Annotated in this window: 30 protein-coding genes and 1 pseudogene; 5 read left to right on the top strand and 26 right to left on the bottom strand. The window is 58.3% G+C overall.

Going from position 1 to position 24380, the window contains the following annotated elements; translation table 11 throughout:
- Window positions 1–18: 18 nt before the first annotated feature.
- The 18 genes and pseudogenes from rplE to rpsL form a co-directional block, all read right to left on the bottom strand.
- Complete coding sequence (rplE, locus tag OOZ52_RS09640) at window positions 19–600, bottom strand: 50S ribosomal protein L5 (RefSeq protein ID WP_274698295.1); 582 nt, start codon at window positions 598–600, stop codon at window positions 19–21.
- Window positions 593–916 (bottom strand): 50S ribosomal protein L24, encoded by a 324-nt coding sequence (rplX, locus tag OOZ52_RS09635; protein ID WP_274698294.1) that lies wholly within the window; start codon window positions 914–916, stop codon window positions 593–595. Before rplX ends, rplE begins: the two co-directional genes overlap by 8 nt.
- Window positions 916–1284, bottom strand: a complete 369-nt coding sequence (gene rplN / locus OOZ52_RS09630; RefSeq protein ID WP_274698293.1) for a 50S ribosomal protein L14 — start codon at window positions 1282–1284, stop codon at window positions 916–918. Before rplN ends, rplX begins: the two co-directional genes overlap by 1 nt.
- 187 nt (window positions 1285–1471) lie before the next feature.
- Window positions 1472–1753, bottom strand: a pseudogene (gene rpsQ / locus OOZ52_RS09625) (30S ribosomal protein S17); the annotation flags it as partial.
- A gap of 10 nt (window positions 1754–1763) precedes the next feature.
- Entirely contained in the window at window positions 1764–1982 is a 219-nt protein-coding gene (rpmC, locus tag OOZ52_RS09620) for a 50S ribosomal protein L29 (RefSeq protein WP_274698292.1), read from the bottom strand.
- Window positions 1982–2419, bottom strand: a complete 438-nt coding sequence (rplP, locus tag OOZ52_RS09615) for a 50S ribosomal protein L16 (RefSeq protein ID WP_274698291.1) — start codon at window positions 2417–2419, stop codon at window positions 1982–1984. The genes rpmC and rplP overlap by 1 nt, the downstream gene beginning before the upstream one ends.
- 14 nt (window positions 2420–2433) lie before the next feature.
- Window positions 2434–3129 (bottom strand): 30S ribosomal protein S3, encoded by a 696-nt coding sequence (gene rpsC, locus OOZ52_RS09610; protein ID WP_274698290.1) that lies wholly within the window; start codon window positions 3127–3129, stop codon window positions 2434–2436.
- Window positions 3129–3506 (bottom strand): 50S ribosomal protein L22, encoded by a 378-nt coding sequence (gene rplV, locus OOZ52_RS09605; RefSeq protein ID WP_197920906.1) that lies wholly within the window; start codon window positions 3504–3506, stop codon window positions 3129–3131. The genes rpsC and rplV overlap by 1 nt, the downstream gene beginning before the upstream one ends.
- A complete protein-coding gene (gene rpsS / locus OOZ52_RS09600) occupies window positions 3506–3781 on the bottom strand; it encodes a 30S ribosomal protein S19 (RefSeq protein WP_274698289.1) in 276 nt (91 codons plus the stop codon). The genes rplV and rpsS overlap by 1 nt, the downstream gene beginning before the upstream one ends.
- A gap of 6 nt (window positions 3782–3787) precedes the next feature.
- Window positions 3788–4624 carry a 50S ribosomal protein L2 gene (rplB, locus tag OOZ52_RS09595; protein WP_274698288.1) on the bottom strand — a complete coding sequence of 279 codons (837 nt, stop codon included), beginning with the start codon at window positions 4622–4624 and terminating at the stop codon, window positions 3788–3790.
- 4 nt (window positions 4625–4628) lie between these two features.
- Window positions 4629–4940 carry a 50S ribosomal protein L23 gene (locus tag OOZ52_RS09590; protein ID WP_274698287.1) on the bottom strand — a complete coding sequence of 104 codons (312 nt, stop codon included), beginning with the start codon at window positions 4938–4940 and terminating at the stop codon, window positions 4629–4631.
- The gene (gene rplD / locus OOZ52_RS09585; RefSeq protein WP_274698286.1) at window positions 4933–5568 is read right to left on the bottom strand and encodes a 50S ribosomal protein L4; all 636 of its coding nucleotides are present in this window, start codon (window positions 5566–5568) and stop codon (window positions 4933–4935) included. The genes OOZ52_RS09590 and rplD overlap by 8 nt, the downstream gene beginning before the upstream one ends.
- 3 nt (window positions 5569–5571) lie before the next feature.
- Window positions 5572–6423 carry a 50S ribosomal protein L3 gene (gene rplC / locus OOZ52_RS09580; RefSeq protein ID WP_274698346.1) on the bottom strand — a complete coding sequence of 284 codons (852 nt, stop codon included), beginning with the start codon at window positions 6421–6423 and terminating at the stop codon, window positions 5572–5574.
- A gap of 253 nt (window positions 6424–6676) precedes the next feature.
- Window positions 6677–6988, bottom strand: a complete 312-nt coding sequence (gene rpsJ, locus OOZ52_RS09575) for a 30S ribosomal protein S10 (protein ID WP_274698285.1) — start codon at window positions 6986–6988, stop codon at window positions 6677–6679.
- A gap of 440 nt (window positions 6989–7428) precedes the next feature.
- Window positions 7429–8604: an elongation factor Tu gene (gene tuf / locus OOZ52_RS09570; protein ID WP_274698284.1), complete on the bottom strand. Its 1176-nt coding sequence runs from the start codon at window positions 8602–8604 to the stop codon at window positions 7429–7431.
- 95 nt (window positions 8605–8699) lie between these two features.
- Window positions 8700–10835 carry an elongation factor G gene (gene fusA / locus OOZ52_RS09565; protein ID WP_274698283.1) on the bottom strand — a complete coding sequence of 712 codons (2136 nt, stop codon included), beginning with the start codon at window positions 10833–10835 and terminating at the stop codon, window positions 8700–8702.
- Between the two features lie 64 nt (window positions 10836–10899).
- A complete protein-coding gene (gene rpsG, locus OOZ52_RS09560) occupies window positions 10900–11370 on the bottom strand; it encodes a 30S ribosomal protein S7 (RefSeq protein ID WP_274698282.1) in 471 nt (156 codons plus the stop codon).
- Window positions 11371–11625: 255 nt separating this feature from the next.
- Entirely contained in the window at window positions 11626–11997 is a 372-nt protein-coding gene (gene rpsL, locus OOZ52_RS09555; RefSeq protein ID WP_197920898.1) for a 30S ribosomal protein S12, read from the bottom strand.
- Between the two features lie 463 nt (window positions 11998–12460).
- Between rpsL and OOZ52_RS09550 the strand changes: the two genes are divergently transcribed.
- Genes OOZ52_RS09550 through OOZ52_RS09540 form a run of 3 tightly spaced genes read left to right on the top strand, consistent with a single transcriptional unit; the run spans window position 12461 to window position 15347 of the window.
- Window positions 12461–14179 (top strand): DUF6119 family protein, encoded by a 1719-nt coding sequence (locus OOZ52_RS09550; protein ID WP_274698281.1) that lies wholly within the window; start codon window positions 12461–12463, stop codon window positions 14177–14179.
- A gap of 22 nt (window positions 14180–14201) precedes the next feature.
- On the top strand, window positions 14202–14648 hold the full coding sequence (locus OOZ52_RS09545) for a hypothetical protein (RefSeq protein WP_274698280.1): 447 nt from the start codon (window positions 14202–14204) through the stop codon (window positions 14646–14648).
- A gap of 42 nt (window positions 14649–14690) precedes the next feature.
- Window positions 14691–15347 (top strand): hypothetical protein, encoded by a 657-nt coding sequence (locus OOZ52_RS09540; RefSeq protein ID WP_274698279.1) that lies wholly within the window; start codon window positions 14691–14693, stop codon window positions 15345–15347.
- Between the two features lie 387 nt (window positions 15348–15734).
- Here the strand turns inward: OOZ52_RS09540 and OOZ52_RS09535 are convergent, their stop codons facing one another.
- From OOZ52_RS09535 to OOZ52_RS09510, 6 genes are all read right to left on the bottom strand, one after another.
- Entirely contained in the window at window positions 15735–16586 is an 852-nt protein-coding gene (locus OOZ52_RS09535) for an SAM-dependent methyltransferase (protein WP_274698278.1), read from the bottom strand.
- Between the two features lie 66 nt (window positions 16587–16652).
- Window positions 16653–17912 carry a hypothetical protein gene (locus tag OOZ52_RS09530; protein WP_274698277.1) on the bottom strand — a complete coding sequence of 420 codons (1260 nt, stop codon included), beginning with the start codon at window positions 17910–17912 and terminating at the stop codon, window positions 16653–16655.
- 82 nt (window positions 17913–17994) lie between these two features.
- Window positions 17995–18525 carry a GNAT family N-acetyltransferase gene (locus tag OOZ52_RS09525; RefSeq protein ID WP_274698276.1) on the bottom strand — a complete coding sequence of 177 codons (531 nt, stop codon included), beginning with the start codon at window positions 18523–18525 and terminating at the stop codon, window positions 17995–17997.
- Between the two features lie 69 nt (window positions 18526–18594).
- Window positions 18595–19401 (bottom strand): DODA-type extradiol aromatic ring-opening family dioxygenase, encoded by an 807-nt coding sequence (locus OOZ52_RS09520; RefSeq protein WP_274698275.1) that lies wholly within the window; start codon window positions 19399–19401, stop codon window positions 18595–18597.
- Window positions 19402–19414: 13 nt separating this feature from the next.
- Window positions 19415–19882, bottom strand: a complete 468-nt coding sequence (locus OOZ52_RS09515; RefSeq protein WP_274698274.1) for a MoaF-related domain-containing protein — start codon at window positions 19880–19882, stop codon at window positions 19415–19417.
- A gap of 11 nt (window positions 19883–19893) precedes the next feature.
- Window positions 19894–20658 (bottom strand): nuclear transport factor 2 family protein, encoded by a 765-nt coding sequence (locus OOZ52_RS09510; protein ID WP_274698273.1) that lies wholly within the window; start codon window positions 20656–20658, stop codon window positions 19894–19896.
- A gap of 128 nt (window positions 20659–20786) precedes the next feature.
- On the opposite strand from OOZ52_RS09510, the gene OOZ52_RS09505 reads away from it, so the two are divergent.
- Complete coding sequence (locus OOZ52_RS09505) at window positions 20787–21638, top strand: LysR family transcriptional regulator (RefSeq protein WP_274698272.1); 852 nt, start codon at window positions 20787–20789, stop codon at window positions 21636–21638.
- Between the two features lie 33 nt (window positions 21639–21671).
- On the opposite strand, the gene OOZ52_RS09500 is transcribed toward OOZ52_RS09505, so the two are convergent.
- Complete coding sequence (locus OOZ52_RS09500) at window positions 21672–22484, bottom strand: M90 family metallopeptidase (protein WP_274698271.1); 813 nt, start codon at window positions 22482–22484, stop codon at window positions 21672–21674.
- Between the two features lie 222 nt (window positions 22485–22706).
- On the opposite strand from OOZ52_RS09500, the gene OOZ52_RS09495 reads away from it, so the two are divergent.
- Entirely contained in the window at window positions 22707–23516 is an 810-nt protein-coding gene (locus OOZ52_RS09495; RefSeq protein ID WP_274698270.1) for a DUF2306 domain-containing protein, read from the top strand.
- Window positions 23517–23555: 39 nt separating this feature from the next.
- Here OOZ52_RS09495 and OOZ52_RS09490 read toward each other — a convergent pair whose 3' ends face one another.
- On the bottom strand, window positions 23556–24344 hold the full coding sequence (locus tag OOZ52_RS09490; RefSeq protein WP_274698269.1) for a LysR family transcriptional regulator: 789 nt from the start codon (window positions 24342–24344) through the stop codon (window positions 23556–23558).
- Window positions 24345–24380: the final 36 nt, after the last annotated feature.

The raw sequence follows: 24380 nt of genomic DNA, 5'->3' as shown, positions 1-24380 counted from the left end.
AAGCTCTCCTGCAGCGGCTTACGCCGCTTCCTTTTCTTCGTCGGCCTGTTCAGCCGGGAACGGGAAACCGAAAAGACGCAGCAGTTCGCGTGCTTCTTCGTCGGTCTTGGCGGTGGTGGTGACGATAATGTCCATGCCACGCACCTTTTCGATCTGGTCGTAGCTGATCTCTGGGAAGATGATCTGCTCCTTGATGCCCATGGCGTAGTTGCCATTGCCATCAAACGACTTTGCATTGAGACCACGGAAATCTCGGATACGCGGCATGGCGATGGTCACCAGGCGATCCAGGAATTCATACATACGGTCACGACGCAGGTTGACCTTGCAGCCGATCGGCATGCCGTCGCGCAGCTTGAACTGTGCAATCGACTTCTTGGCCTTGGTGATCACCGGCTTCTGGCCAGCAATCGCTTCCATTTCGGCAGCAGCAGTCTGGATCTTCTTCTTGTCCTGGCTCGCTTCACCCACACCCATGTTGAGCGTGATCTTGGCAAGCTTGGGAACCTGCATCGGGTTGGCATAACCGAACTTGTCGGTCATCGCCTTCACGATTTCGTCCTGATACTTCGTCTTCATGCGAGGCGTATAATCAGCCATCGATGGTCTCCCCGGACTTGACAGCAACGCGCACCTTCTTGCCATCCTTCTTCGTTTCGAAGCGGACGCGGGTGGGCTTGCCATCCTTGGGATCGGCGACGGCAACCTTGCTGATTGCCATCGGAGCGGGAATGCGGTCGATACCACCCTGCGGGTTGGCCTGGTTCGGCTTGCGGTGGCGGGTCATCACATTGACGCCTTCCACAACAACCTTGCCATCCTTCGGCATAACCTGCTGGACAGTGCCGGTCTGGCCCTTGTCCTTGCCGGAAAGCACGACGACGGTATCGCCCTTCTTGATCTTAGCGGACGCCATTACAGCACCTCCGGAGCGAGCGAGATGATCTTCATGAAGCCCTTGCCGCGCAGTTCACGCACGACCGGGCCAAAGATACGAGTGCCAATCGGCTCCTCGGTCTTGTTCACGAGCACCGCGGCGTTGCTATCGAAGCGGATCACGCTGCCATCGGGACGACGAACGTCCTTCTTGGTGCGCACGATCACGGCGCGGTGAACATCACCCTTCTTAACACGGGCGCGCGGCTGGGCTTCCTTCACGGAAACCACGATCACGTCCCCAACGCTCGCGGTACGACGCTTAGAGCCACCCAGCACTTTGATGCACTGGACGCGCTTTGCGCCGCTGTTGTCCGCGACGTCGAGATTGGATTGCATCTGGATCATTGATCCGGTTCCTTCTCATTGGCTTGCCGGAACCAGTCCGGCAGTTCCTAACGTCTGTTCCCCACCGAAGCGGGAAACGAATTCCTTATGCTTCGGCTTCGGCCTCTTCCTTGGAGGCTTTTTCCTTAGCGGGCGTCTTGGGCTTGGCAGCTGCCTTCTTCTTCTCTTCCGGAGCGCCCGTGGGGGTTGCTTCCTTCACATCGAGATCGGCGGCTACGGCCTGGCCCTTGCTGGCGGCGATACGGTCCTTGACCGCCCAGGTCTTGGTCTTGGAGATCGGTTTGGTCTCCTCGATACGGACCTTGTCGCCCACAACATATTCGTTCTTCTCATCGTGCGCGTGATACTTCTTCGAACGCTTGATGATCTTCCCGTACAGCGGGTGCTTCACGCGGCGTTCGACCAGCACGGTCACGGTCTTGTCGGTCTTGTCGGAGGTGACGGTCCCGATCAGGATACGCTTCGGCATCGTTAGCTCCTTAAGCCTTTGCAGCTTCGCGGGCGCGTTCGCCCTGAAGCGTCTTGATCTGCGCAATTGCGCGGCGAACTTCCTTCACGCGGGCCGGGCCCTCGAGCTGGTTGGTCGCAGCCTGAAAACGCAGATTGAACTGCTCTTTCTTGAGCATGACGAGCTGCTCTGCGAGCTGATCGTCAGTCTTCGTACGAAGATCTTCCATCGTGTTCGTTGTCTTGGCCATTACTTGGTTCCTCCAAGGTGCGAGGTGTCGCCCAGACGAGCGATGACCTTGGTCTTGATCGGCAGCTTCATGGCAGCGCGGCTGAAAGCCTCTGCCGCGAGCGGACCGGGAACACCGTCGAGTTCGAACAGCACGCGGCCCGGCTTGACGCGGGCAGCCCAGTATTCGACCGAACCCTTACCTTTACCCTGACGGACTTCGGCAGGCTTCTTCGAAACCGGAACATCGGGGAACACACGGATCCACAGGCGTCCCTGACGCTTGATGTGGCGCGTGATCGCACGACGTGCAGCTTCGATCTGACGTGCGGTGATACGCTCGGGCTCCAGAGCCTTGAGGCCGTAGGAGCCAAAGTTGAGCTCGGTTCCGCCCTTGGCATTGCCGTGGATCTTGCCCTTGAAGGCTTTGCGGAACTTGGTTTTTTTCGGTTGCAGCATCTTATCTACTCACCTCAACGTGCCGGGCGGACGCCGGACGTCTGCGATTCCATCATCAGGCGGTCCTGTGCGGTCGGATCGTGACCCAGGATCTCACCTTTGAAGACCCACACCTTGATGCCGATGATGCCGTAAGCAGTCAGTGCTTCGGCTTCGGCATAATCGATGTTGGCGCGCAGGGTGTGCAGCGGCACACGGCCTTCACGATACTGTTCGACACGGGCGATTTCCGCACCGCCAAGACGGCCGCCGCACATGATCTTGATGCCTTCAGCACCAAGGCGCATGGCCGACTGCATGGCGCGCTTCATCGCACGGCGGAAAGCCACACGGCGAACGAGCTGGTCTGCAATGCCCTGAGCGACGAGCTTGGCGTCGATTTCCGGCTTGCGGATCTCAACGATGTTCAGCTTCACTTCGCTTTCGGTCATCGTGGCGAGCTTGGCGCGCAGCTTTTCAATGTCTGCACCCTTCTTGCCGATGATGACGCCGGGACGCGCAGCATAGATCGAAACGCGGCACAGCTTGGCCGGACGCTCGATCACCACCTTCGAAATCGCTGCCTGCGGCAGGTTCGTGGTGATGTACTTGCGGATCTCGATGTCTTCCTTGAGCAGCTTCGCATAGTCGCCACCTTCGGCGTACCAGCGGCTATCCCAGGTACGGTTGATCTGCAGGCGCAGGCCAATCGGATTGCTCTTATGACCCATTACGCTTCCTCCTGCTCGCGCACGACGATCCGGAGCCGGCTGAACGGCTTCAGGATGCGGGTGGACTTGCCACGGCCGCGCGTTGCGAACCGCTTCATCGTGATCGACTTGCCGACACTGGCTTCAGCGACGACGAGTGCGTCCACGTCGAGATCGTGGTTGTTTTCTGCGTTGGCGATCGCCGAAGCGAGAACCTTGCTGGCGTCACGAGCCATGGCGCGCTTGCTGAACGAGAGGATGTTAAGAGCCTCTTCAGCCTTCTTGCCACGGATCAGGGCGGCCACGAGGTTCAGCTTCTGCGCCGAACCACGGATAGTGGTGCCGACAGCCATTGCCTCGTTTTCGCCGACGCGACGGGGGGACTTTGCCTTGCCCATTATCGCTTACCCTTCTTGTCAGCTGCGTGGCCCGGGAAGTTGCGCGTTGGAGCGAACTCGCCAAGCTTGTGGCCGACCATTTCCTCGTTGACCGAGACGGGGATGAACTTCTGACCGTTGTAGACGTTGAACGTCAGGCCAACGAAATCCGGCAGGATCGTAGAACGACGCGACCAGGTCTTGATCGGCTTCGTGCTGTTTGCTTCCTGCGCGTCCTGCGCCTTCTTCAGCAGGTGAAGATCGACGAACGGACCTTTCCAGACGGAACGTGCCATTGTCTCTTACCTCTTCTTCTTCGCGTGACGCGACCGGATGATCATCTTGTCGGTCTGCTTGTTCTTACGGGTACGGGCACCCTTGGTCGGCTTGCCCCACGGGGTAACCGGGTGACGGCCACCGCTGGTGCGGCCTTCACCACCACCATGCGGGTGGTCGACCGGGTTCTTGGCGACACCGCGCGTCAGAGGCTTGATGCCCATGTGACGGCGGCGACCTGCCTTGCCCAGGTTCTGGTTCTGGTTGTCGGGGTTCGACACGGCGCCAACGGTGCCCATGCAGTCGGCGCGCAGGTAACGCTGCTCACCACTGTTCAGGCGTACGATGACCATACCGCGGTCACGACCGACCAGCTGCACATAGGTGCCTGCCGAACGGGCGATCTGACCACCCTTGCCCGGCTTCATCTCCACGTTGTGGCAGATGGTACCGACCGGCATCTGACCGAGCAGCATGGCGTTGCCAGGCTTCGTGTCAGTCTTCTCACCGGCGATGACCTTGTCACCCGGAGCCAGACGGTTCGGAGCGATGATGTACGCCAGTTCACCGTCGTCGTACTTGATGAGCGCGATGAAAGCGGTGCGGTTGGGATCATATTCGATCCGTTCCACGGTGCCTTCAACGTCCCACTTGCGACGCTTGAAGTCGATGAAGCGGTACTTCTGCTTGTTACCGCCGCCCTTGCCGCGCGAGGTAACATGGCCCTTGTTGTTGCGGCCACCGGTCTTGCGCTTGCCTTCGGTCAGCGACTTGACCGGGCCACCTTTGTGGAGGCCGGTCTTGTCGACCAGAACGAGGCCACGGCGCGCCGGGCTTGTCGGTTTATAGTTCTTCAGTGCCATCGGATCAGCCCACGCCTTCGGTGATGTCGATCGACTGGCCTTCGACCAGCGTCACGATCGCTTTTTTCTGATCGGTGCGCTTGTAGGGCTTGCCCTTCCAGCGCTTCGACTTGCCCTTCACCACGATGGTGTTCACGCCTGCGACCTTCACGTCATACAGCGCTTCGACCGCAGCCTTGATCTGCGGCTTGGTGGCATCGTTCGCCACCTTGAAGACGACTGCGTTGTTCTCGGACAGCAGTGTGGACTTCTCGGTGATGTGCGGGGCACGGATCACGTCATAGTGACGCGAGTCGATTGCTTGCTTCTTAGCCATTGAAACGCGCCTCCAGCTTTTCGACAGCGTCCTTGGTCAGGACCAGCGTGTCGTGGTTGAGGATGTCGTAGACGTTCGCGCCAACAGCCGGCATCACGTTCACGCCCGGCAGGTTACCAGCAGCCTTCTTGAAGCTGTCGGTAACGGCATCGCCGTCGATCACGAGAACCTTGCCGTTCCAGCCATTCTTGTCGAAGTGGCCTTTAAGCGCCTTGGTCTTGGCATCCTTCACTTCAAGACTGTCAACGATCACGAGACCGTCCTTCGCCTTGCTCGAAAGAGCCATCTTGAGGCCGAGCGCGCGGACTTTCTTGTTAAGCGACTGCTCGAAATCACGCTTGCGGGCACCGTGCGCCTTACCGCCACCGATAAAGATCGGAGCAGAACGGGCACCGTGACGTGCGCCGCCCGAACCCTTCTGCGCGCCGAACTTCTTACCGGTGCGGGCAACGTCGGAACGCTCACGCGTCGGACGCGCCGTACCACGGCGGTTTTCCAGCTGCCACGTCACAACGCGGTGCAAGATGTCGGCACGCGGCTCAACACCGAACACGGAATCGTTGAGTTCAAGCTCCCCGCCCTTGCCCGATACGGCCTTGCCGTCGATTTTCTGGACCTTCACCTTCATGGCTTAGTCTTCCTTGCTTTCGTCAGCCGCCGGAGTGCCGCCTTCGGTACCCGCGCCTGAATCCTGCTCAGCAGCCAGCTTTTCCTGCGTCGCTGCATCAACTTCTGGTTTCACTTCGTGTTCTGCTGCGCTTTCCACGAGGCCGGGTGCGGCATCTTCGGTAGCGGTTTCATCAGCATTACGACGCATGGCGCCAGGGAACGGTACACCCTCAGGCAGAGGAAGCTTCACAGCATCCTTCACCAGCAGCCAGCCGTTCTTCGAACCGGGGACAGAACCCTTCACGAAGATCAGACCGCGCGCAGCATCCGTACGCACAACCTCAAGGTTCTGCTGGGTGCGCTGACGATCGCCCATGTGACCAGCCATCTTCTTGTTCTTGAAGACCTTGCCCGGATCCTGGCGGTTACCCGTCGAACCGTGCGAACGGTGCGAGATGGAAACGCCGTGCGTTGCACGCAGACCACCGAAACCCCAGCGCTTCATGGCGCCGGCAAAGCCCTTACCAACGGTGTGACCCGTGATATCGACCTTCTGGCCCGCAATGAAGTGGTCCGCCGTGATCGTCGCGCCGACAGGAAGGAGACCTTCCTCGTTATCGACACGGAATTCGGCAACCTTCTTCTTCAGGCCGACTTCAGCCTTCGCGAAAGCTTCGCGCTGCGGCTTGTTGACATTCTTGTGCTTGGCATCGCCTGCACCAAGCTGGACGGACCAATAGCCGTCACGCTCTGCAGTACGATTACCGGTGACCTGACACCCTTCCAGCGACAGAACGGTCACGGGAACGTGACGTCCATCCTCCTGGAACAGGCGGGTCATCCCGACTTTCTTAGCGATCACGCCAGTGCGCATCACGCAAACTCCTTCACAGAGGCACCCACGGGCCCATCCCAAGGGTGCATGCCAGCCCGAATTGTCGATACGTCGCCCCGTCCGGGCTGAGTTACTCAAGCAGCAAGCTGCGAGAGCGAGACGGGGGACGCAGCCCGGATAAATCCGGCGGTATCCCTATGTCTTGCCAACCTTGCGGTTAGCGGGGCCGTAGGAGCCCCTTATCTCTCTGACCGTTTAGGGTCCCGTCAGAAGGACCGGTCGAAATCGCGGCTTAGGCCAGCTTGATTTCGACGTTTACGCCAGCTGCCAGGTCGAGCTTCATCAGCGCGTCCACGGTCTGGGCGTTAGGCTGCACAATGTCGAGCAGCCGCTTGTAGGTGCGCACCTCGAACTGCTCGCGCGACTTCTTGTCGATGTGCGGGCCGCGGTTCACGGTGAACTTCTCGATGCGCGTCGGAAGAGGAATCGGACCACGAATAAGAGCGCCGGTGCGCTTTGCAGTCTCCGCAATCTCACCAGTTGCCTGGTCGAGTACGCGGTGATCAAAAGCCTTGAGGCGAATACGGATATTCTGTGCGTCCATAATTCCAACTACCAATGCGAAAGAGCCAAGGGATCACAACCCGAAGGCCAAAACCCCAAAACAAAAAGGCCCGCCCCGCTTAGCCCGGTTTCCCGGAACGGGCGGCCTTCCCGTAAAATTCGTTACAAACGAGACGAATCTCGTTCGGTTCGGCGCGCGTATACGGGGGAGAGCCCCGTCTGACAACCCCCTGATTGGGAGATTTTTGAATGCTTTTTTGGTGCGGTCAGGGCGTCCGCCCTTCCCTTGCGGCTCCAGCCCGACTCCCCCTCCCAACCACCCGATACCGTATCGGACAATGATCGGGTGGTTGGGAGGGGGAGTCGGGCTGGCACCGAGGCCGCCACGGACGTGGTGGCCGCACTAAACAAGAAAGCAAAGGCCCGCCCTTCCCTAAGGAAGAACGGGCCCTCATCTCATCGCCCTGTTGGGGCAACGAATTACTTGGTGATCTTGGAGACCACGCCCGAGCCGACGGTACGACCGCCTTCACGGATTGCGAAGCGCAGACCTTCGTCCATAGCGATCGGAGCAATCAGCTTGACGTTGATGGTCACATTGTCGCCCGGCATCACCATTTCGGTGCCTTCCGGCAGAATCACTTCGCCGGTCACGTCAGTCGTACGGAAGTAGAACTGCGGACGGTAGTTAGCGAAGAACGGCGTGTGACGGCCGCCTTCGTCCTTCGACAGGACGTAGACTTCTGCGCTGAACTCGGTGTGCGGTGTAACCGAACCCGGCTTGGCCAGAACCTGACCACGCTCGACTTCTTCACGGCCAACGCCACGGATCAGGGCACCGATGTTGTCGCCAGCTTCACCCGAATCGAGCAGCTTGCGGAACATTTCAACGCCGGTAACGGTCGTCTTGGTGGTGTCCTTGATGCCAACGATTTCAACTTCGTCGCCAACGTTCACAACGCCGGTTTCAACACGGCCGGTAACAACCGTACCACGACCCGAGATCGAGAACACGTCTTCGATCGGCATCAGGAATGCCTGGTCAACCGGACGCTCCGGCTGCGGGATGTGCTCGTCAACGGCAGCCATCAGTTCCTTGATGGAGTTTTCGCCGATTTCCGGATCACGACCTTCGAGAGCGGCCAGAGCCGAACCCTTGATGATCGGAATGTTGTCACCGTCGAAATCGTAGCTCGAAAGCAGTTCCCGAACTTCCAGTTCGACGAGCTCGAGGATTTCTTCGTCGTCGACCTGGTCAACCTTGTTCATGTACACGACCAGAGCCGGCACACCGACCTGACGGGCCAGCAGGATGTGCTCGCGGGTCTGCGGCATCGGGCCGTCAGCAGCGTTCACAACCAGGATAGCGCCGTCCATCTGGGCAGCACCGGTGATCATGTTCTTCACGTAGTCAGCGTGACCCGGGCAGTCGACGTGTGCGTAGTGACGTGCGTCGGTTTCGTACTCAACGTGAGCAGTCGAGATGGTGATACCACGCTCGCGCTCTTCCGGAGCCTTGTCGATGTTGCCGAAATCAACAGCAGCACCCTGAACCTTGGTGATTGCAGCAGTCAGCGTGGTCTTGCCGTGGTCGACGTGACCGATGGTGCCGATGTTGCAGTGCGGCTTGTTCCGCTCGAATTTTTCCTTCGCCATTTTCTCAATAACCTCTGTTAGTCAAAATTGAATTTCACCGGGGGAGGAAGCGGCACCCGTTGAATCAGGCGCCGCCCCTAGCTGTATCGCTCGCCTTAAGCAAGCTTCTCCTTGACCTCTTGTGCCACGTTTGCCGGAACTTCGTCATAGTGGCTGAACTGCATCGTGTACTGCGCACGTCCCTGAGTGAAGGAACGCAGCTCGTTCACGTAGCCGAACATGTTGGCCAGCGGCACGTGGGCTTCGACAGCCTGGGCGTTACCGCGGCTGTCTGTGCCCTGGATCTGACCACGACGCGAGTTGAGGTCGCCGATCACGTCGCCGAGGTAGTCCTCGGGAGTGACGACTTCAACCTTCATGATCGGCTCAAGTAGCTTGATACCGCCACGTTCTGCCGCTTCACGCATCGCACCGCGACCCGTGATTTCGAACGCCACCGTGCTCGAGTCGACGTCATGGTACTTGCCGTCGATCAGGCGGATGGTGAAGTCGATGATCGGGAAGCCGACGAGGTAGCCGCTTTCAGCCTGCTCACGCATGCCCTTTTCGACCGACGGGATATATTCGCGCGGAATGTTACCGCCCTTGATCTCATCTTCGAAGATGATGCCCTGGCCGCGTTCACCCGGAGTGACGACAACCTTGGCTTCACCGAACTGACCCGAACCACCCGACTGCTTCTTGTGCGTGTAAGTGATTTCGACTTCGCGGGCGAGCGATTCACGGTATGCCACCTGCGGCGCACCGACGTTCGCTTCGACCTTGAATTCGCGCTTCATGCGATCAACGAGAATGTCGAGGTGAAGCTCGCCCATTCCTTTGATGATCGTCTGACCCGATTCGTGATCGGTCGTCACGCGGAAAGAGGGATCCTCGGCTGCCAGGCGGTTGAGGGCAACGCCCATCTTTTCCTGGTCGGCTTTGGTCTTCGGCTCCACCGACAGTTCGATAACCGGATCGGGGAATTCCATACGCTCGAGAATGATCGGGTTCGACGGATCACAGAGCGTATCACCGGTCGTCGTTTCCTTCAGACCTGCGATAGCAACGATGTCGCCAGCAAATGCTTCTTCGATGTCCTCACGGTTGTTGGAGTGCATCAGCAGCATACGGCCGATCTTTTCCTTCTTGTCCTTCACCGAGTTCAGGACAGCGCCCTTGGCGAGCTTGCCCGAGTAGATACGGGTAAAGGTGAGCGAGCCGACGAACGGGTCGTTCATGATCTTGAAGGCGAGAGCTGCGAAAGGCTCGTCATCAGACGACGGACGCGTTTCTTCCACGGCATCTTCGCCCGGAAGAACACCCTTGATCGCTTCCACGTCGGTCGGAGCCGGCATGTAGTCGATAACCGCGTCGAGCAGAGGCTGCACACCCTTGTTCTTGAACGCCGAGCCACACAGCACAGGCACAAAGTCACGCGCCATGGTGCCCTTGCGGATCAGGCGCTTGAGCGTTGCCACGTCAGGCATTTCGCCTTCGAGATATTCCATCATGACATCGTCGTCCTGCTCGACGACGGTCTCGATCAGCTTCTCGCGATATTCGGCAGCCTTGTCGGCCATGTCGTCAGGGATCGGACCGTGGCTGTAGCTCGCGCCAAGCTGTTCGTTGTCCCAGACAATCGCACGATTGCCGACGAGGTCGACGACGCCCTGCAGATTGCTCTCTGCACCAATCGGCAGATACAGAACCAGCGGCGTTGCGCCGAGGCGGTCGATGATCGACTGTACGCAGTAGTAGAAGTCGGCGCCGGTACGGTCGAGCTTGTTGATGAAGCACATCCGCGGAACGCGGTACTTGTCGGCCTGGCGCCAAACGGTTTCGGACTGCGGTTCCACACCAGCTACGCCGTCAAAAACAGCAACCGCGCCGTCGAGCACGCGGAGCGAACGTTCGACTTCAATGGTGAAGTCCACGTGGCCCGGAGTGTCGATGATGTTGATGCGGTGCTTTTCCTGACCTGCACGCAGATCTTCCGGCGAGGACATCGGGTCCATCGTCGGGTCTTCGGCGGTCCAGAAAGTGGTCGTCGCAGCAGACGTAATCGTGATGCCGCGCTCCTGCTCCTGCTCCATCCAGTCCATCGTCGCGGCACCATCGTGCACTTCGCCGATCTTGTAGGACTTGCCGGTGTAGTAGAGAATACGCTCGGTAGTCGTGGTTTTGCCGGCATCGATGTGCGCCATGATGCCGATATTGCGATAGCGCTCCAGCGGATATTCGCGGGCCATATCAGTTACTCCAAATCAGTTTTGCGAGAGCCGCCACAGGTGCGGCCCCATTGTTACCGGCGTTTTACCAGCGGTAGTGCGAGAAGGCGCGGTTGGCGTCGGCCATGCGGTGCGTATCTTCGCGCTTCTTGACAGCGTTGCCACGGTTGTTGGCAGCATCCATCAGTTCAGCCGAGAGACGCGCGCTCATGGTCGTTTCCGCACGACCGCGCGCAGCACCGATCAGCCAGCGAATGGCGAGAGCCTGCGCACGCTCGGGGCGAACCTCGACCGGCACCTGGTAGGTAGCACCACCCACACGGCGCGAGCGAACCTCGACCTGCGGCTTCACATTGTTCAGCGCTTCATGGAACAGCTCGACCGGGTTGGTCTTCGCCTTGGCTTCGACGGTGTCGAGAGCCGAATAGACGATGCCCTCTGCAACGGCCTTCTTACCGTCCAGCATGAGGTTGTTCATGAACTTCGACAGCACCTGATCACCAAACTTGGGATCCGGCAGGATTTCCCGCTTCTCGGGACGACGACGACGTGACATTCTTCATAACTCCTTCGGAGTGCGCCTCGATGTCCATCGAGGCTTGCGGCTCCGGCCCACTCCCCCTCCCGACCACCCAAAGACTACCGTGAAGGTGGTCGGGAGGGGGAGCGGACCAAATCCGCGATTGAAACTAACCTGTGTCGGTCCGGCTTCTCCTCCCAACCACCCGATCCGTGATCGGAAAATCATCGGGTGGTTGGGAGGGGGAGACGGGCCGGCACCGAGGTCAGGCGGACGCCTGACCGCACCAAATCATTTGGGCCGCTTGGCGCCGTACTTCGAACGGCTCTGCTTGCGGTCCTTCACACCCTGCGTGTCGAGCACGCCGCGCAGCACGTGGTAGCGCACACCGGGAAGGTCGCGCACACGGCCGCCGCGGATCAGCACCACGGAGTGTTCCTGGAGGTTGTGACCCTCGCCCGGGATATAGGCGATGATTTCACGCTGGTTGGTCAGACGGATCTTCGCAACCTTGCGCAGTGCCGAGTTCGGCTTCTTCGGGGTCGTCGTGTAGACGCGGGTGCAAACACCACGCTTCTGCGGAGCGGACTGCATGGCAGCAGACTTGCTCTTCTTGACAATCGGCTTGCGCGGCTTGCGCACCAGCTGGTTAATAGTCGGCATATTTACTCTTCACCGTGTTACGATGATGCTACCAGCGCCGGATGGAATGTTCTGAAAGCCGTCATCCCAGCGAAAGCTGGGATCGCAGTCCGCAAGCGCGGAGCGAGAGGCACGAGACCCCCGCTTGCGCGAGGGCTGCGCTCTGACGAGCTTGAACTCTCCACTCGACGCTTTCGAGCACCGGGTTACTTTGGCGGCCGCCCCGAGCGGCCAAATGCTATAAACGCATCAACCGCCCCAATAGAAAAGAGCCCCTCGCATGAATGCCGAGGAGCCCGGGACAAAACCGGCAATGTTCAGCTCTATCTACCCGCAGCGATTCCCGAAGGAGAGCCACGAATGGGCGCGCACTTAGGGGGGATTGGTGGTGGGGTCAAGCACCCATCATTTTGCACTAAGAAAGTCTCTAGTGGCGAAAGTGCAAAATGGACGTATAAAGTATTGAAGGTATGGGATTGAATATATGGCAGATCAACGCAAAGCGACAGTCTTTCGCATAAAAGACGGCATCGATTTTGAAGATGCAGTTGATGGCTTTCCAAATGCCTTCAAGACAATCCCGGATATCGACGGTCTCTCGGTTTGGGTGTGGTTCGATGTAATTCGCTCAAGAAAGAACGCTGAACAGGTACCTTGGTTGAATTTTATCAACTCCGGACTCCCAGATGACCCGTTCGAATTTGAATCGTTCAACAGTTTTCCCAGAGCGCTCGTGCTCCTCCAACGTAATTTGGAAGATGAAGTTAGGCGATATGCTTTGGTCTTCGGTATGCATGCTGATCAGCCCCTCGATAAGGAGAAGATCGTCCATGATTTCGGTTTGAGAGTTGGAATGAATATCTGCGATAGCGAAGGTGGAATCAAGCGCCTCCAGACAGCCGCACATGAAGCTATCAGTCTCCAAACGGAGCGACAATCGTCGGCCGGAACAACATTGGGTGGATTTGCAGTTGATCTAGATGCCGAAAATATCAGGACATTGTCCGGCATCGCCAAAGGTGAGTTTAGAGATCAAATTGAGAATATCAGAGGGAAAGACCAGCTGAGCTTTCTTTTGCCGCGGGAAAGCAAATTGGAATGGCCTACACTCTCACGATACTTGGACATCCTCGAAACGAGATACCTATCACGAGAATACGAAAACACTGATTTTCGTGACTTTGACCGTTTTCGACTCGAAAACGATCCGGAAGTCATTCAAAGGCTTGACAATATCGTCGCGGCAACCATCGAAGAAAGAGATTTCTCGAGGATCCATCTGGCTCCCCCAGAATTCATTGAAGGCGATGACCCTCTGTTTGCCTACAAGCCTCGTGGCGAAGCTGGATTGCCACCGTTGTATGAGGATTTGCGGATCGATGATCTAGTAAATCAACCTCGGCGTCGCATGGCAGACCTTACTGCCGATCGCCTCAAAGGCTGGCCAATCTATCGATATGATCCCGACCGAGATTATCTTGGAAAATTCTCAAATGCATACAAATGTTTGGTTGCGGAGGTGGACTGGGAGGGACGCACATTCGTGCTGTCTGGGGGAAGGTGGCGTGAAGTCTCTCAAGAGCTGGTCGATGAAATCTCCTCCTATATCGAAGAGGAAATCGATATCTGTGAACGTGATTATCTTGTTAACGACATAAATATTTTTGACCCTGTTTCACGTAAGAACCGTGAGGCAATCTTCTGTCGGAAAACGGCAGTCGACAATGAGAATGTATACTGCTTCGACCAGGCTAACATATTGATCGCAGGACGAGCACAATACGAAGTTTGTGACCTTTTTTCGCTTGGCGGTGATCTGGTCCAAGCGAAGCGATACTCTTCGGGCTCGGCTTCAATTAGCCATCTTTTTCTACAGGCACGCTTCTACGCGCATGCGTTTACGAGTGATCAGAACACTTGTGCGGACATGCGCCGCTGGCTGGGAGAAGACGAGCGAGAATGGAACCAAGGAAAGCTAAAGCAAACTTTCCTGGATCTCATACCGGAGACTCGCGAAGAAGTTGAAGAGCAGAATTTCTGCGTGCTGTTTTGTATTCTGCATACTAAACCTGCCTTGGGCGTTGGCGACCTGCCATTTATGGCACGGTATGAGCTTGTTAAAACACATCGCTTCCTGACGAAAGACCGCAAATTCCAATCTGGTATCGCCTTTCTCAAAGTCGAAACAGGCGCTGGTGATTAGTGTGTCACATAACTTTGAAAGGTTGAAAGCTCATATTCTTCCGCTGTCACAAGCGGGCATTTTTGATGTCGCGAAGACCGAGTGGAATCTTGTCGCGGTAGAAATCTCCGAAGAATGGGATACCTGTCCTTGCGGACAAGACATCAAAGAGCACTGCTATATCGAAAACAAGCTGACGGGGTCCAAAACATACGTTGGAAATGTTTGCATAAATCGATTTATTGGAATCGACACGGGTACGCTGTTTGATGGGTTGAAACGCATATCCAATGACCCCGAAGCCAATCCAAATATCGCCGTGATCGAATATGCATGGGAGCGAGGCTTTCTCTTTGGTGAAGATGAATATCGATTTCTCTTGAGCACAGCACGAAAACGATCCTTGTCTGAGCGTCAGGCATCATGGAAAAGAAAGATCAATCGGCGCATTCTTAATCAGACCGTTGTGAAAACACGGACTAAACGATAATCGACTTTCCTACAGCTCTCACCCCCTGCTCCAACCGCGAGCATGAAAAACACACGCGCCCTCCCCGCCCAAGCCACCTCCTACGTCACCGCGCCCGCTGCCGAGCCGCTGGCGGAGGACGATCCGCTCCTCTCCTTCACCCCCGTCCCGCATGTCGCTCCGCGCAAGAATTCCATCACGGCGGACCGGCAGCGCAAGTTTATCGCGCATCTGGCGGCCACCGGCATCGTCAGGCAGGCCGCCAGGCATATCGGGGCTTCGCTCGAGGCGCTGTACAAGCTGCGCCTGCGGCCCGGGGCGGAGGAGTTTCATGCGGCGTGGGAGGCAGCGGTGGATCGCGGGGTTTCGCGGCTGGAGGACTGCGCGCTCGCCCGCGCGATTGCAGGGGAGGAGCGGATGGTCGTCTCTTCGGGCAAGGTGCTCGGCACCGAGGTGCGGCATAACGAGGCGCTGGTGATGTTCTTCCTGCGCCAGCGGCGTGCGGAGCGCTATGGCGGGTCTGCCGCGCTGTCGAGCGTTGTGCCGGGGCACCCACTCTACGAGCGCATCCGCGAGGAAGTGAAGGCCGAAATCCGCGCCGAGGAGCGCGCCCGCCGCCCCGAAGCGCTCGCCAGCCTCAACGCCAAGATCGACAAGATGATGGAGCGCAAGGCGGCGGCAAAGCGGTTGTTGGAAGGTAGTGAGGGGAATGATTGCTGACGGTGGCGCGTGGGGAGAGGAATTGTTTGTTTTCCGCACCGAGAGCGCTGGTCCAGGTTTCCGCGGGATTTGTTTGTTTCATGAACCCGCCTCCGCGGGTTCGTCCTCGGTGCTGTTCCCTCCGCTGCGCTGCGGGGCACCTGCGGTCGGGCGGTCGCCCTCTGTCGGTCGCTGGTCGCGCCCGATTACAACGCCAGATAGCTACTGTGTCGCGGAGCTCGCTCGGCGCCTAGCCGAGGGCAAGGGCGACTGCCCGCCCGCAGCGGGCGCAGCTATGCTGCGCGTCTAGCGAGGACGCGCCGACGGAGGTCGGTGCGAAAAACAAACAAACAGCGCGAACCAGTCCCCCTCCCGCTTGCGGGAGGGGTTAGGGGTGGGCCTTACAAACTACTCCCTCACCATGCTCCAGTCCCCGCCCTCGTCCGGCACAACCCTGTCCCCGCGCACCGTGCCGTCAAACACCAGCGCCTGCTCTCCGCCCAGATCAAGCGTGAAACGCATCGCGGTGCCATTGAGGACAGAGCTGAAGACCAGCTGCTCCCCGCCAACCGCCGCGAAACCCTGGACGCGCTGGAATTGCTGTTCAAGCCTGATGGGGATGCTCCGCCCGTCCACTTCCAACCGCCATGTGCCCGCCACTTGCGCGGGGACCACCCAAGCATAGGCGTTGTAGCCGCCCACGCGGCGCACATCGTCCGGCCGCCAGTCGCCCATGTCGAAGCGGTTGGAGACCACACGGCTGCCGGGGGCGAGCTCCTCCAGCAAGCGCGGGCGCAGGCGCAGGTTGACCTCTGGGAGGAGGAACATGGTGACGACCGTTGCTTCGGAGAGCGGGGTGTCGAACAGGTCCTGCTCCACGAACTGCACGCGGGTTTCGAGGCCGAGGTCTTCGGCAGTGCTGGTGGCTTCGCGGATCAACGCCGGGTCGAGATCAACGCCCAACCCCCTCGCCCCCCGATCCTGCGCGGCAGCGATCAGGATGCGCCCGTCACCCGTGCCAAGGTCGATGACATAGTCCTCTTCCCCCACCCCGGCCATATCGAGCATGGTGTCCACCATCGCGCTGCGCGTCGCGACATAGGGCACGTCGAGCTCGGGCGTCAGGCCAAGGAACACGCGCACCGCGCTCGCATCAAAGCCCCATGCGGCGGCGAAGAACAGCGCGAGGGTGAACACACCCGCGAGCGCGAACTTTCCGGCGCGACGCCAGAGCGGTTGGGGTGTGTCGTCTTCGATCATCGCCTTGCGCCTCTAACGACAAAGGGCGGAGGAGCCCCCCGCCCTTCGTGCACTCATGTCAGCCGATCACTCGGACGGCGGAGGTGCCGGAGGAGCGATCTGGATCGGCGGCGGCGGCACGGCAAAGTCAACCAGTGGCTCTGCCCGCGCTTCCATGCCCTCGGTGATCTCGAGCGTGTAAGCCCCGCCCGATCCGCCAAAGCCCTGCACGCGGATGCGCAGCATGCTCAGCAACTCGGGCGTATCGGCCAGCAGGCCAAGGTCCAGCGGCAACATCGAATCGAGCGTGCCCGATCCGTCATCGTCCGCGGCCACAACCGCAAAGCCGAGTGGCGTATCGAATCCCACGTCGACATAGGGATCGAGCCCGCCGCCGAAATCCTCGTCAGTCTCACCCACCGCGTTCATGCGGATGGTCACATCGCCATCGCCGCCCAGGATCGTCGCCATCGCTTCTTCGCTCAGCTGGTAAGAGATGGTCGTCGGGCGCAGTTCATCCTCGACATACATGCTCGCCAGCTCGCCCGAAGCCTGATCCTCGATCCCGATCACCTGCAACGGCAGCTGCGCCACCGCTTCGCGACGTTCGCGAATGCGCAGCACGAAATCGCCCGTGCTTTCGCCATAGCCCGTCGCGGCAATGGTGTAGGTGCCGTCCGCCTCAAACACATGCGTAATCAGCGAGTTGAGACCGTTGCCGCCATCATCGTTGTAGGCGACAATCTCTCCACTCGCATCGCGCATTTCAAGCAACGGATCGAGGAAGCTTTCCTCCGGTGCGACGAGCGAGATTTCCACCCGCTCTCCGGCAACACCCACCATTTCAAACAGGTTCGGCTCACCATCGACGGTGCCCGTTTCGCGCGAACCATAGGTGACGGTGCGCGTGACCGGCGGCGACCAAGCGCGCGTTTCCAACCGCAGGTCAAAACTGCCGCCATAGCTCTCGCCCTCGCCAACCCAGTCGGCATCAAAGCTGTTCACCGCGATGGAAATGCGGCGGCCGTTTTCTTCGCCGCGAATGCGCACGCGCGAATTGAGCCCGTCGCCGCCGTCATCATCTTCCGCAATCACCTCGCCCGAGGCGAGATCGGTGACCGAAACGATCGGGTCGAGATCGGATGTGGTCATCACATCAATTGTCATGATGGAGTTGGCCGGGATCGAAACTTCGAACACCGCCTCTGCACTGTCGACATTGCCCTGGAACACCCGAACATCGCTTTGCGCGCTGTCAAGATCACGCGCCTGCGCGGCCGCGGCCACGGGCGTGAGCAGCGCCGCGGCACCGATCATCAATGCTGCCTTGTGAAAACCGAATCGCATCTGAAATTCCCCCTTATGGATCTTGCCGCAGAGCATAACCGCAGCGATGCGGGCACGCTAGGGATGTCTCGCTGAATCAGCCCTATGCGGGCCATTCATCTGCCAGCAGGCCCCACAGCCACGTGTCGCACCAGCCGATATGGGTCTTCATCGCACTGCGTAAGTGAGCCTCCCGCGTGAAGCCGAGCGAGGCTAGCAGACGGTTCGACGGCGTGTTGCGCGGATCAACATCCCCGAAAATGCGCACAAATCCCTCCTCGTGAAACAGATGGGTGATCAGCGCGGATAGGCACTCGCGCGCAATGCCCTGCCCCTCGTTTCCGGGCACCATGATATAGCCGATCTCGGCCACTTGCTCGCCCGGAGAACTCGCGACCATGCGGAACACCGGAGCGCCGCCTTCGCGCGGCTCGGCAATCCACGTCCGCCCGCCCCAATCGGTGTCGAACAGATAGTCGTGAAACTTGTCCTTGTCGGTGAAGGGCGCGCACGACCAGTAGCGCATATGCTCTTCGCTGGAGAACGCGGGCCAGAACGCGTTGTCGTCTCCTGGCTGCAAGGGGCGGCAGGTGAAGCGGGGAGTGGTGAGGGTCGGGATGTCAGGATTGGTCACGTGACCCTATTGTCCCAAAGCTGTGCGGCAAGCTAGCACGGAGTTGAGGCCGCCTATCGTGGCCGCCGATTACCAGAGGTACATGCTGGCCTTCTTGTTCATTATCATGAGTTCAATGGTTTGACTGCTTGGCCGGTCAAATGCGCCGTAACAAACATGCAGTGGTAACAGGTGTTCTTCGCGTGGATGACAATATCGTGCGAACGGTGCCTCTTCCCAAGATCTGAGTCGTTCTGCCCTTTCTTCCTCTCCTATCAAACCGTTCGAACACGTTTCGATTAGCCAGCTTTCGAAAGCTTCGTTCTGAGCTCGCGATTGCGGAGTATCAGAATCTCGAAACGCCCGCATATTGTGGAACGAGAATCCGGAGCCAATAATCATTGCACCCTTGCCAGTCGCAAAAGCCAATGCCTTGCCAAGCGCCAGATGCAATGCGGGATCAAGCGATTTGGCAAGCGAGACCTGCACGCACGGAATATCTGCATCCGGGTACATCAACATAAGCGGCACGAACATGCCGTGGTCAAAACCGCGATGGGCATCGAGCCTGCATTCAATGCCCGATCGGACGAGAGACCGGGCTATTTCGGAAGCCAGCTCAGGGTCTCCAGGAGCTGGATACTGGTAACGATATGTTTCCTCTGGAAAGCCACCGTAATCGTAAATGAGCTCGGGTGACTGTCCCGAAGTGATCGAAATAATCGCTGCCTCCCAATGAGCGCTGATCATAATGATCGAGGAGGGGCGTCGCACTTGACTCCCGATTGCCTGCAGGTGCTCCACCATCTCGCGGTGGCCCACATCTCCCATTATCGGAAGGGGACCACCGCCATGAGACAGATAAAAGCCTGATACCGTTTCAGGGTAGCTACGCATTGCGTGCCCTGCCCTATTGCGCGGCGGCATCGTCAATGAGTGTCAGCGACCCATTGAGATTCACGAACGGTTCGCCAGGCGTCGAGATATTTGTCCAGACCCGACCATTTTCGAAATCTTGGACATGCGTCACATTGGTGTCGCGATTAAACGGTTCGCTCCAATAGACCATGTACACATTGGGGCGGATTTCCACTCGCGTAGTTTCAACCGATCCCTTGAGTGCGTCAGGAATCTCGTTTCCGCTTTCATCAATCTGCACAAAGGACATGGCTGTTTCAGATTCAAAATTGAGCCTGAAGATGTAAGGAGCCCCAAAATCCACTTTAAAGCTGTTGCCAATGACTTGATCGCTCATGGCTGCATCCTTTTCGGTTTGAATTTCTACTAGTTGCAATTCTGCATCTTGCTGACCTGAGCACCCCGCCAAAAAGGCGGGGAGCAACAGGCCAGGGATGAGAGATACTCCATGCTTGGTCATCTCTCCCCCGCTCAAAACTTACCGTTGTCATTCTGCCAATCCGAACGTGCTGGAATGGGCTGGATGATATCCCAGTGTTCAACGATTTGGCCGTCTTCAATCCGGAAGAGGTCATAGAAGGCAACGTGATCGCCCTTGCCAAATTTACCTTCGCTCATTGTCAGGACAAAATTCCCTTGCCCTAGAACCTTGTGAACCTTGTCATATTCCATGACGAGCCCCTGCTCGGCGAAATAGGCTAGCGCCTCGCCCAACCCGTCAAGGCCATCGGCAATGCTCGAATTGTGCTGAACGTAATTGTTTGGATTGATATATGTCGTCAGCTTGTCCGTCTGACCTCCTTGTAGGACATCCTTTACGAACCCCGTGACAATGACCTTGTTCGCCTCGGTCATGTCGAGATCGACAGTCTGTGTTGGCCCATCGAACTGCGTGTGACCACTCGGGTTTGGCGGTGTCATCTCGCTCAAGTTGTCCCAATGTTCGACAATCAGACCATCCTCGAAGCGGAATACGTCAAATCCTGCTTTCGGTCCGAAGAAATCGTATCGGGTGTGGAGCACCACATAGTCGCCATCCGCAAAGGCGCGGACCACTTCAGCCTTGAAACCTTCGGGAGGCGCATTTTCAAGAATGGCGCCAAAACCCGACAGCCCGTCAGCAACATCGAGATTGTGTTGAATGTACTTGTCAGGATTGATGAAAGCGACTGGACCGGTATCGCCCGTTTCCAGGCTTTCGATCAGCGCAACGGCTTTTTCAGTGTTGGTTGTCATGATCAATTCCTCTGCTGTGATGTTCGCACACTAGCTTTCCGTAACGATGGCGAATATACGATATTTCGAAGAATATTGTTCGAAATATCGAACAAAAGGGATAAGAAGTGATAGATCAGCTAAAATCCATGGCGATCTTCGTGAGCGTAGTGGACGAAAAATCCTTCCGCGGCGCGGCGAAGAAGCTCCTGATTTCGCCGTCGGTTGTGAGCCTGCACGTCAAGACTCTTGAGCAACAGATTGGCGCTCCTTTGCTCTACCGCTCCACGCGAGCACAGTCGCTTACACGAGAAGGCGTCAGGCTCTATGAGATAGCGAAGAAGATGGTCACAACCGCGCGAGACGGACTCGAACTTTTTGGATCGCACGCACCGGAACAGCTTACCGATCTTCGCGTCGCCATTCCTGACACCCTTGTTTCGAACCCGATTTTCTCCAGGATCACAGATTTCGCCAAAAACCACACGGGCGTTCGCCTGAATTTGATGTCATCGGACATCCAGCAGAACATGTTGCGTAAGGGTTATGATGTGGCGGTCCGGATGGGCGCGATGACCGATTCAGACCTGAAAATGAAACGTATATCGCAAGATGACCGCGTGGTTATCGCTTCCCCGGAATATGTGGCGAGCAAGCCCGCACCCAAGAGTCCCGATGATCTCAAGCAGTGGGACTTTATCAGCTTCTCGGCTGTCCCTGACGGCATCGAATTGTCCAAAGGCAAACCGGCTGCAGAGCTAATTTGGGGCAAGACAGTTGCTCTGGCGGATTCGGTGAATTCTGTATGCGGCTTGGCTGTGGAAGGATTAGGCGTAGCGACACTGCCCTATTACGAGGTCAAGCCACTTCTCGATGATGGAAAGCTAGTACGCATCCTGCCCGAGTGGTCTGATCGTAGCTTGGGCATCTACGTCGTTTGGCCGCGCAACGCCGACCTGAACGTAGCAACACGGGAATTTATCAGCCATCTGAGCCGGTGATCGAAACGTCTGCCACCATAGTGTGGAGGGCCCTCAACCCCACTCCGCCGGATCGAGAGCGTATAGCTCTGCCAGCTGCGCATAGAGTGCCGGCTCTGCGTGACGCATTGCGCGCGGTTTCTCGAAGAAGGTCACGGTCGCCTCGGCGAAGAATTCCTGGTGGTTGGTTGCGCCATAGGGATCGATCAGCGTGCGGTGGCCGCTTTCGACGCGTTCGACATGGCCGTTGTAGGCATCGAGCATGGCCTTTTCCCAACCGTCGTACCGCTGCCCCTTGCGCAGGATCGGGATCCCGTTGGTGTGGCCTGTCAGTGCATCCAGCTGATGGGCAAATTCGTGGATGACGACATTGTGCCCGTCTTCCGGGTCGAGGCCGCCGCGCAAGGCATGGTCCCATGACAGGACGACCGGCCCACGATCCCAGCTTTCGCCGGCGGTGCCGATGTCGTTCTCGTGCACCAGGAACCCGTCATGCTCGCCTCGCCCTGTGCTGAAAGCAGCGGGATAGATCAGGATTGTGCGCAGCGTATCGAACCAGACCGGGCTGTTGACGACAAGAATGCAAGCCTGCGCGGCAATCGAGAGCCGCATATGGTCGGTGACTTCGATGCCGTTGTTACCGTGAAAGGTCATCTGGTCGAGGAAGAGGTTGATCTTGCCTTCGAGAGCGGGACGCAGATTGTCCGGCAACTTGCGCAACATCGGCACGAGCCTTTCCAGCACCCGCCGCTGTTCGGGCGTGAGCGGTGTTGCCAGCAATCGCGCGCACTTCCGCCGCTTCGCAAAGCTTCGGTACGCGAAGCCTAGCGCGATAAGGGCTATGAGGAGGAGGGGCCAGTAGGTCATCGGGTGGTGGTCAGGTGGGATATGCCAATCGCTGCATACGGCGGGATCGATGCGAAGCCGTTTCTTACCATCCGACGTAGGAACGCCTGCCAACCGGGGCAAGTGTCCGAGAAGATGCACACTGCCGGATTCCACAGTGCGCACGAGCCTTATTGCATTATTACACTAATACACTAAGCTGGTGGCATGACTGAAGCGCACGAAACCCCATCAAGCGACGAAGTGATCGAGAACAAAGCGGTGTCCAAGCGACCGGCGAAGCTGCTCTCGCTATCCGCAAAATCCTGGCTTGTTGTCGCGGCTCTAGGGCAATGGATCTTTGCCGCCTATGTTACCGCGTTCTACTTCCCGCGGGTATTCGGAAGCGGCCCAGCAGGCCTTGCCGACACACATCTGCCCAACGGCTATGTGGCTGGTGATGCTGCAGGCAACTTGGCAATATCAGGCCATGTCGTGATCGCCGCAGTGATCATCGGCCTGGGGCCATTGCAGCTCGTTCCCAAAATCCGAATGAAAGCACCACGCTTTCATCGCATTGTTGGCAGGATCTATGTGGCGACCGCGATCCTCACCAGCATTGCAGGGCTTTATCTCGTCCTCACCCGGGGAACACTTGGCGGCTGGGTTGGCCATACCGCCATCAGTCTTGATGCAATCCTGATAATCTCTTTCGCTTGCATCGCGGTCTATCACGCGATCAAGCGGAATTTCTTGCTGCATGAAACATGGGTTCTGCGGCTCTTCATGGTCGTCAGCGCGGTTTGGTTCTTCCGCATCGGAATCATGGCCTGGTTCATCACGACAGGCGGCGTCGGAATAGACACCGAAACTTTCTCGGGCCCATTCCTGACATTCCTGTTTTTCGGACAGATGGCCGTACCATTGCTGGTGCTAGAGATGTATTTGCGGGCGCGCAGAAGCAAACATGCGGGCTTCAAATACCTGACCGCTGCAACCATCGGAACGGCCACAATTTTAACCGCAATTGGAATATTGGCAGCAACGATGTTTATGTGGGTTCCGCGCCTCTAGCCACACAGCCTGATCAGGAAGTTGTCGCCATGCGACTGGCTACCTGGTCAGAAACTCCACCAGCGCCTTCACCTTCTTCTGCCGCCATTGCGGGCGCGGGGCGAGGAGCCAGTAGGCCTGGCGGCACTCGGAGGGCTCGCCCACCAGCTCCAGCTTGCCGTTTGCGATGGCCTCTTCCACCAGCGGCATGGGCAGGTAGGCGCGGCCAATTCCGGCGAGTGCGGAAGACAGGACCTGCCCCGCATTGCCGACCGAGAGCACCACGCGTTCACCTTGCGGTGCTTCGTAGGTGGGCCAGCTGATCCAGTCATCGGGCGCGCCCGGCGCTTTTACGCAGACCTTGCAGCCTTCGATCAGTTGTACGCCTTCCAGATCACCCGCACCGTCGACCAACCGGATGGCAATATCGAGATTGCTCTCGGTGAAATCGGCGTTCTCGTCCGATGTCAGCAGCACGGTGATATCGGGGTTTTCGTTGCGGAACGCGGCAAGCTTGGGCGCGAGCCACTGGGCGTAGAATTCGCGCGGGACGGCAATCGAGTACTTGCTGCTCGCCTGCCCCGCCTGCATCGCCTGCACGCTTTCCTCGAACTTCAGGAAGCCGTCGCGCAGCGCATCGAGACCGGCCATGCCTTCGTCGGTCAGCTCTAGCCCCTTCGAGGTGCGGCGGAACAGCACGACGCCGAGTACATCTTCCAGCGCGCGGATCTGCTGGCCCACGGCGGCGGGTGTCACCGCCAGCTCGTCCGCTGCGCGGGTGAAGCTGAGGTGCCGCGCGGCGGCATCGTATACGCGCAGGGCGTTCAGGGGCAGGTGCGTGCGTTTCATATTCGAAGGTGCCTCTATGTAGGTTGCGGCTCGTCG

This window comes from Aurantiacibacter sp. D1-12, assembly GCF_028858515.1.
Lineage (GTDB): Bacteria > Pseudomonadota > Alphaproteobacteria > Sphingomonadales > Sphingomonadaceae > Alteraurantiacibacter.
The sequence above is the reverse complement of the archived record's forward strand: the minus strand, read 5'-3'. Positions and strand labels throughout refer to the sequence as shown.

Excerpts from the sequence above, each read along its gene's own strand:
- OOZ52_RS09535 (WP_274698278.1), bottom strand. The coding sequence starts at position 16,586 with ATGATCGAAGACGACACACCCCAACCGCTCTGGCGTCGCGCCGGAAAG.
- OOZ52_RS09505 (WP_274698272.1), top strand. The coding sequence starts at position 20,787 with ATGGCGATCTTCGTGAGCGTAGTGGACGAAAAATCCTTCCGCGGCGCG.
- OOZ52_RS09515 (WP_274698274.1), bottom strand. The coding sequence starts at position 19,882 with ATGACCAAGCATGGAGTATCTCTCATCCCTGGCCTGTTGCTCCCCGCC.
- OOZ52_RS09540 (WP_274698279.1), top strand. The coding sequence starts at position 14,691 with ATGAAAAACACACGCGCCCTCCCCGCCCAAGCCACCTCCTACGTCACC.
- rpsG (WP_274698282.1), bottom strand. The coding sequence starts at position 11,370 with ATGTCACGTCGTCGTCGTCCCGAGAAGCGGGAAATCCTGCCGGATCCC.
- rplX (WP_274698294.1), bottom strand. The coding sequence starts at position 916 with ATGGCGTCCGCTAAGATCAAGAAGGGCGATACCGTCGTCGTGCTTTCC.
- rplV (WP_197920906.1), bottom strand. The coding sequence starts at position 3,506 with ATGGGCAAGGCAAAGTCCCCCCGTCGCGTCGGCGAAAACGAGGCAATG.
- rpsJ (WP_274698285.1), bottom strand. The coding sequence starts at position 6,988 with ATGGACGCACAGAATATCCGTATTCGCCTCAAGGCTTTTGATCACCGC.
- OOZ52_RS09550 (WP_274698281.1), top strand. The coding sequence starts at position 12,461 with ATGGCAGATCAACGCAAAGCGACAGTCTTTCGCATAAAAGACGGCATC.
- rpsS (WP_274698289.1), bottom strand. The coding sequence starts at position 3,781 with ATGGCACGTTCCGTCTGGAAAGGTCCGTTCGTCGATCTTCACCTGCTG.
- tuf (WP_274698284.1), bottom strand. The coding sequence starts at position 8,604 with ATGGCGAAGGAAAAATTCGAGCGGAACAAGCCGCACTGCAACATCGGC.
- rplN (WP_274698293.1), bottom strand. The coding sequence starts at position 1,284 with ATGATCCAGATGCAATCCAATCTCGACGTCGCGGACAACAGCGGCGCA.
- OOZ52_RS09530 (WP_274698277.1), bottom strand. The coding sequence starts at position 17,912 with ATGCGATTCGGTTTTCACAAGGCAGCATTGATGATCGGTGCCGCGGCG.
- OOZ52_RS09510 (WP_274698273.1), bottom strand. The coding sequence starts at position 20,658 with ATGACAACCAACACTGAAAAAGCCGTTGCGCTGATCGAAAGCCTGGAA.
- OOZ52_RS09590 (WP_274698287.1), bottom strand. The coding sequence starts at position 4,940 with ATGGCTAAGAAGCAAGCAATCGACTCGCGTCACTATGACGTGATCCGT.
- rplC (WP_274698346.1), bottom strand. The coding sequence starts at position 6,423 with ATGCGCACTGGCGTGATCGCTAAGAAAGTCGGGATGACCCGCCTGTTC.
- rplP (WP_274698291.1), bottom strand. The coding sequence starts at position 2,419 with ATGCTGCAACCGAAAAAAACCAAGTTCCGCAAAGCCTTCAAGGGCAAG.
- rplD (WP_274698286.1), bottom strand. The coding sequence starts at position 5,568 with ATGAAGGTGAAGGTCCAGAAAATCGACGGCAAGGCCGTATCGGGCAAG.
- fusA (WP_274698283.1), bottom strand. The coding sequence starts at position 10,835 with ATGGCCCGCGAATATCCGCTGGAGCGCTATCGCAATATCGGCATCATG.
- rplB (WP_274698288.1), bottom strand. The coding sequence starts at position 4,624 with ATGGCACTGAAGAACTATAAACCGACAAGCCCGGCGCGCCGTGGCCTC.
- OOZ52_RS09490 (WP_274698269.1), bottom strand. The coding sequence starts at position 24,344 with ATGAAACGCACGCACCTGCCCCTGAACGCCCTGCGCGTATACGATGCC.
- rpsC (WP_274698290.1), bottom strand. The coding sequence starts at position 3,129 with ATGGGTCATAAGAGCAATCCGATTGGCCTGCGCCTGCAGATCAACCGT.
- OOZ52_RS09520 (WP_274698275.1), bottom strand. The coding sequence starts at position 19,401 with ATGCGTAGCTACCCTGAAACGGTATCAGGCTTTTATCTGTCTCATGGC.
- rpmC (WP_274698292.1), bottom strand. The coding sequence starts at position 1,982 with ATGGCCAAGACAACGAACACGATGGAAGATCTTCGTACGAAGACTGAC.
- OOZ52_RS09500 (WP_274698271.1), bottom strand. The coding sequence starts at position 22,484 with ATGACCTACTGGCCCCTCCTCCTCATAGCCCTTATCGCGCTAGGCTTC.
- rplE (WP_274698295.1), bottom strand. The coding sequence starts at position 600 with ATGGCTGATTATACGCCTCGCATGAAGACGAAGTATCAGGACGAAATC.
- rpsL (WP_197920898.1), bottom strand. The coding sequence starts at position 11,997 with ATGCCGACTATTAACCAGCTGGTGCGCAAGCCGCGCAAGCCGATTGTC.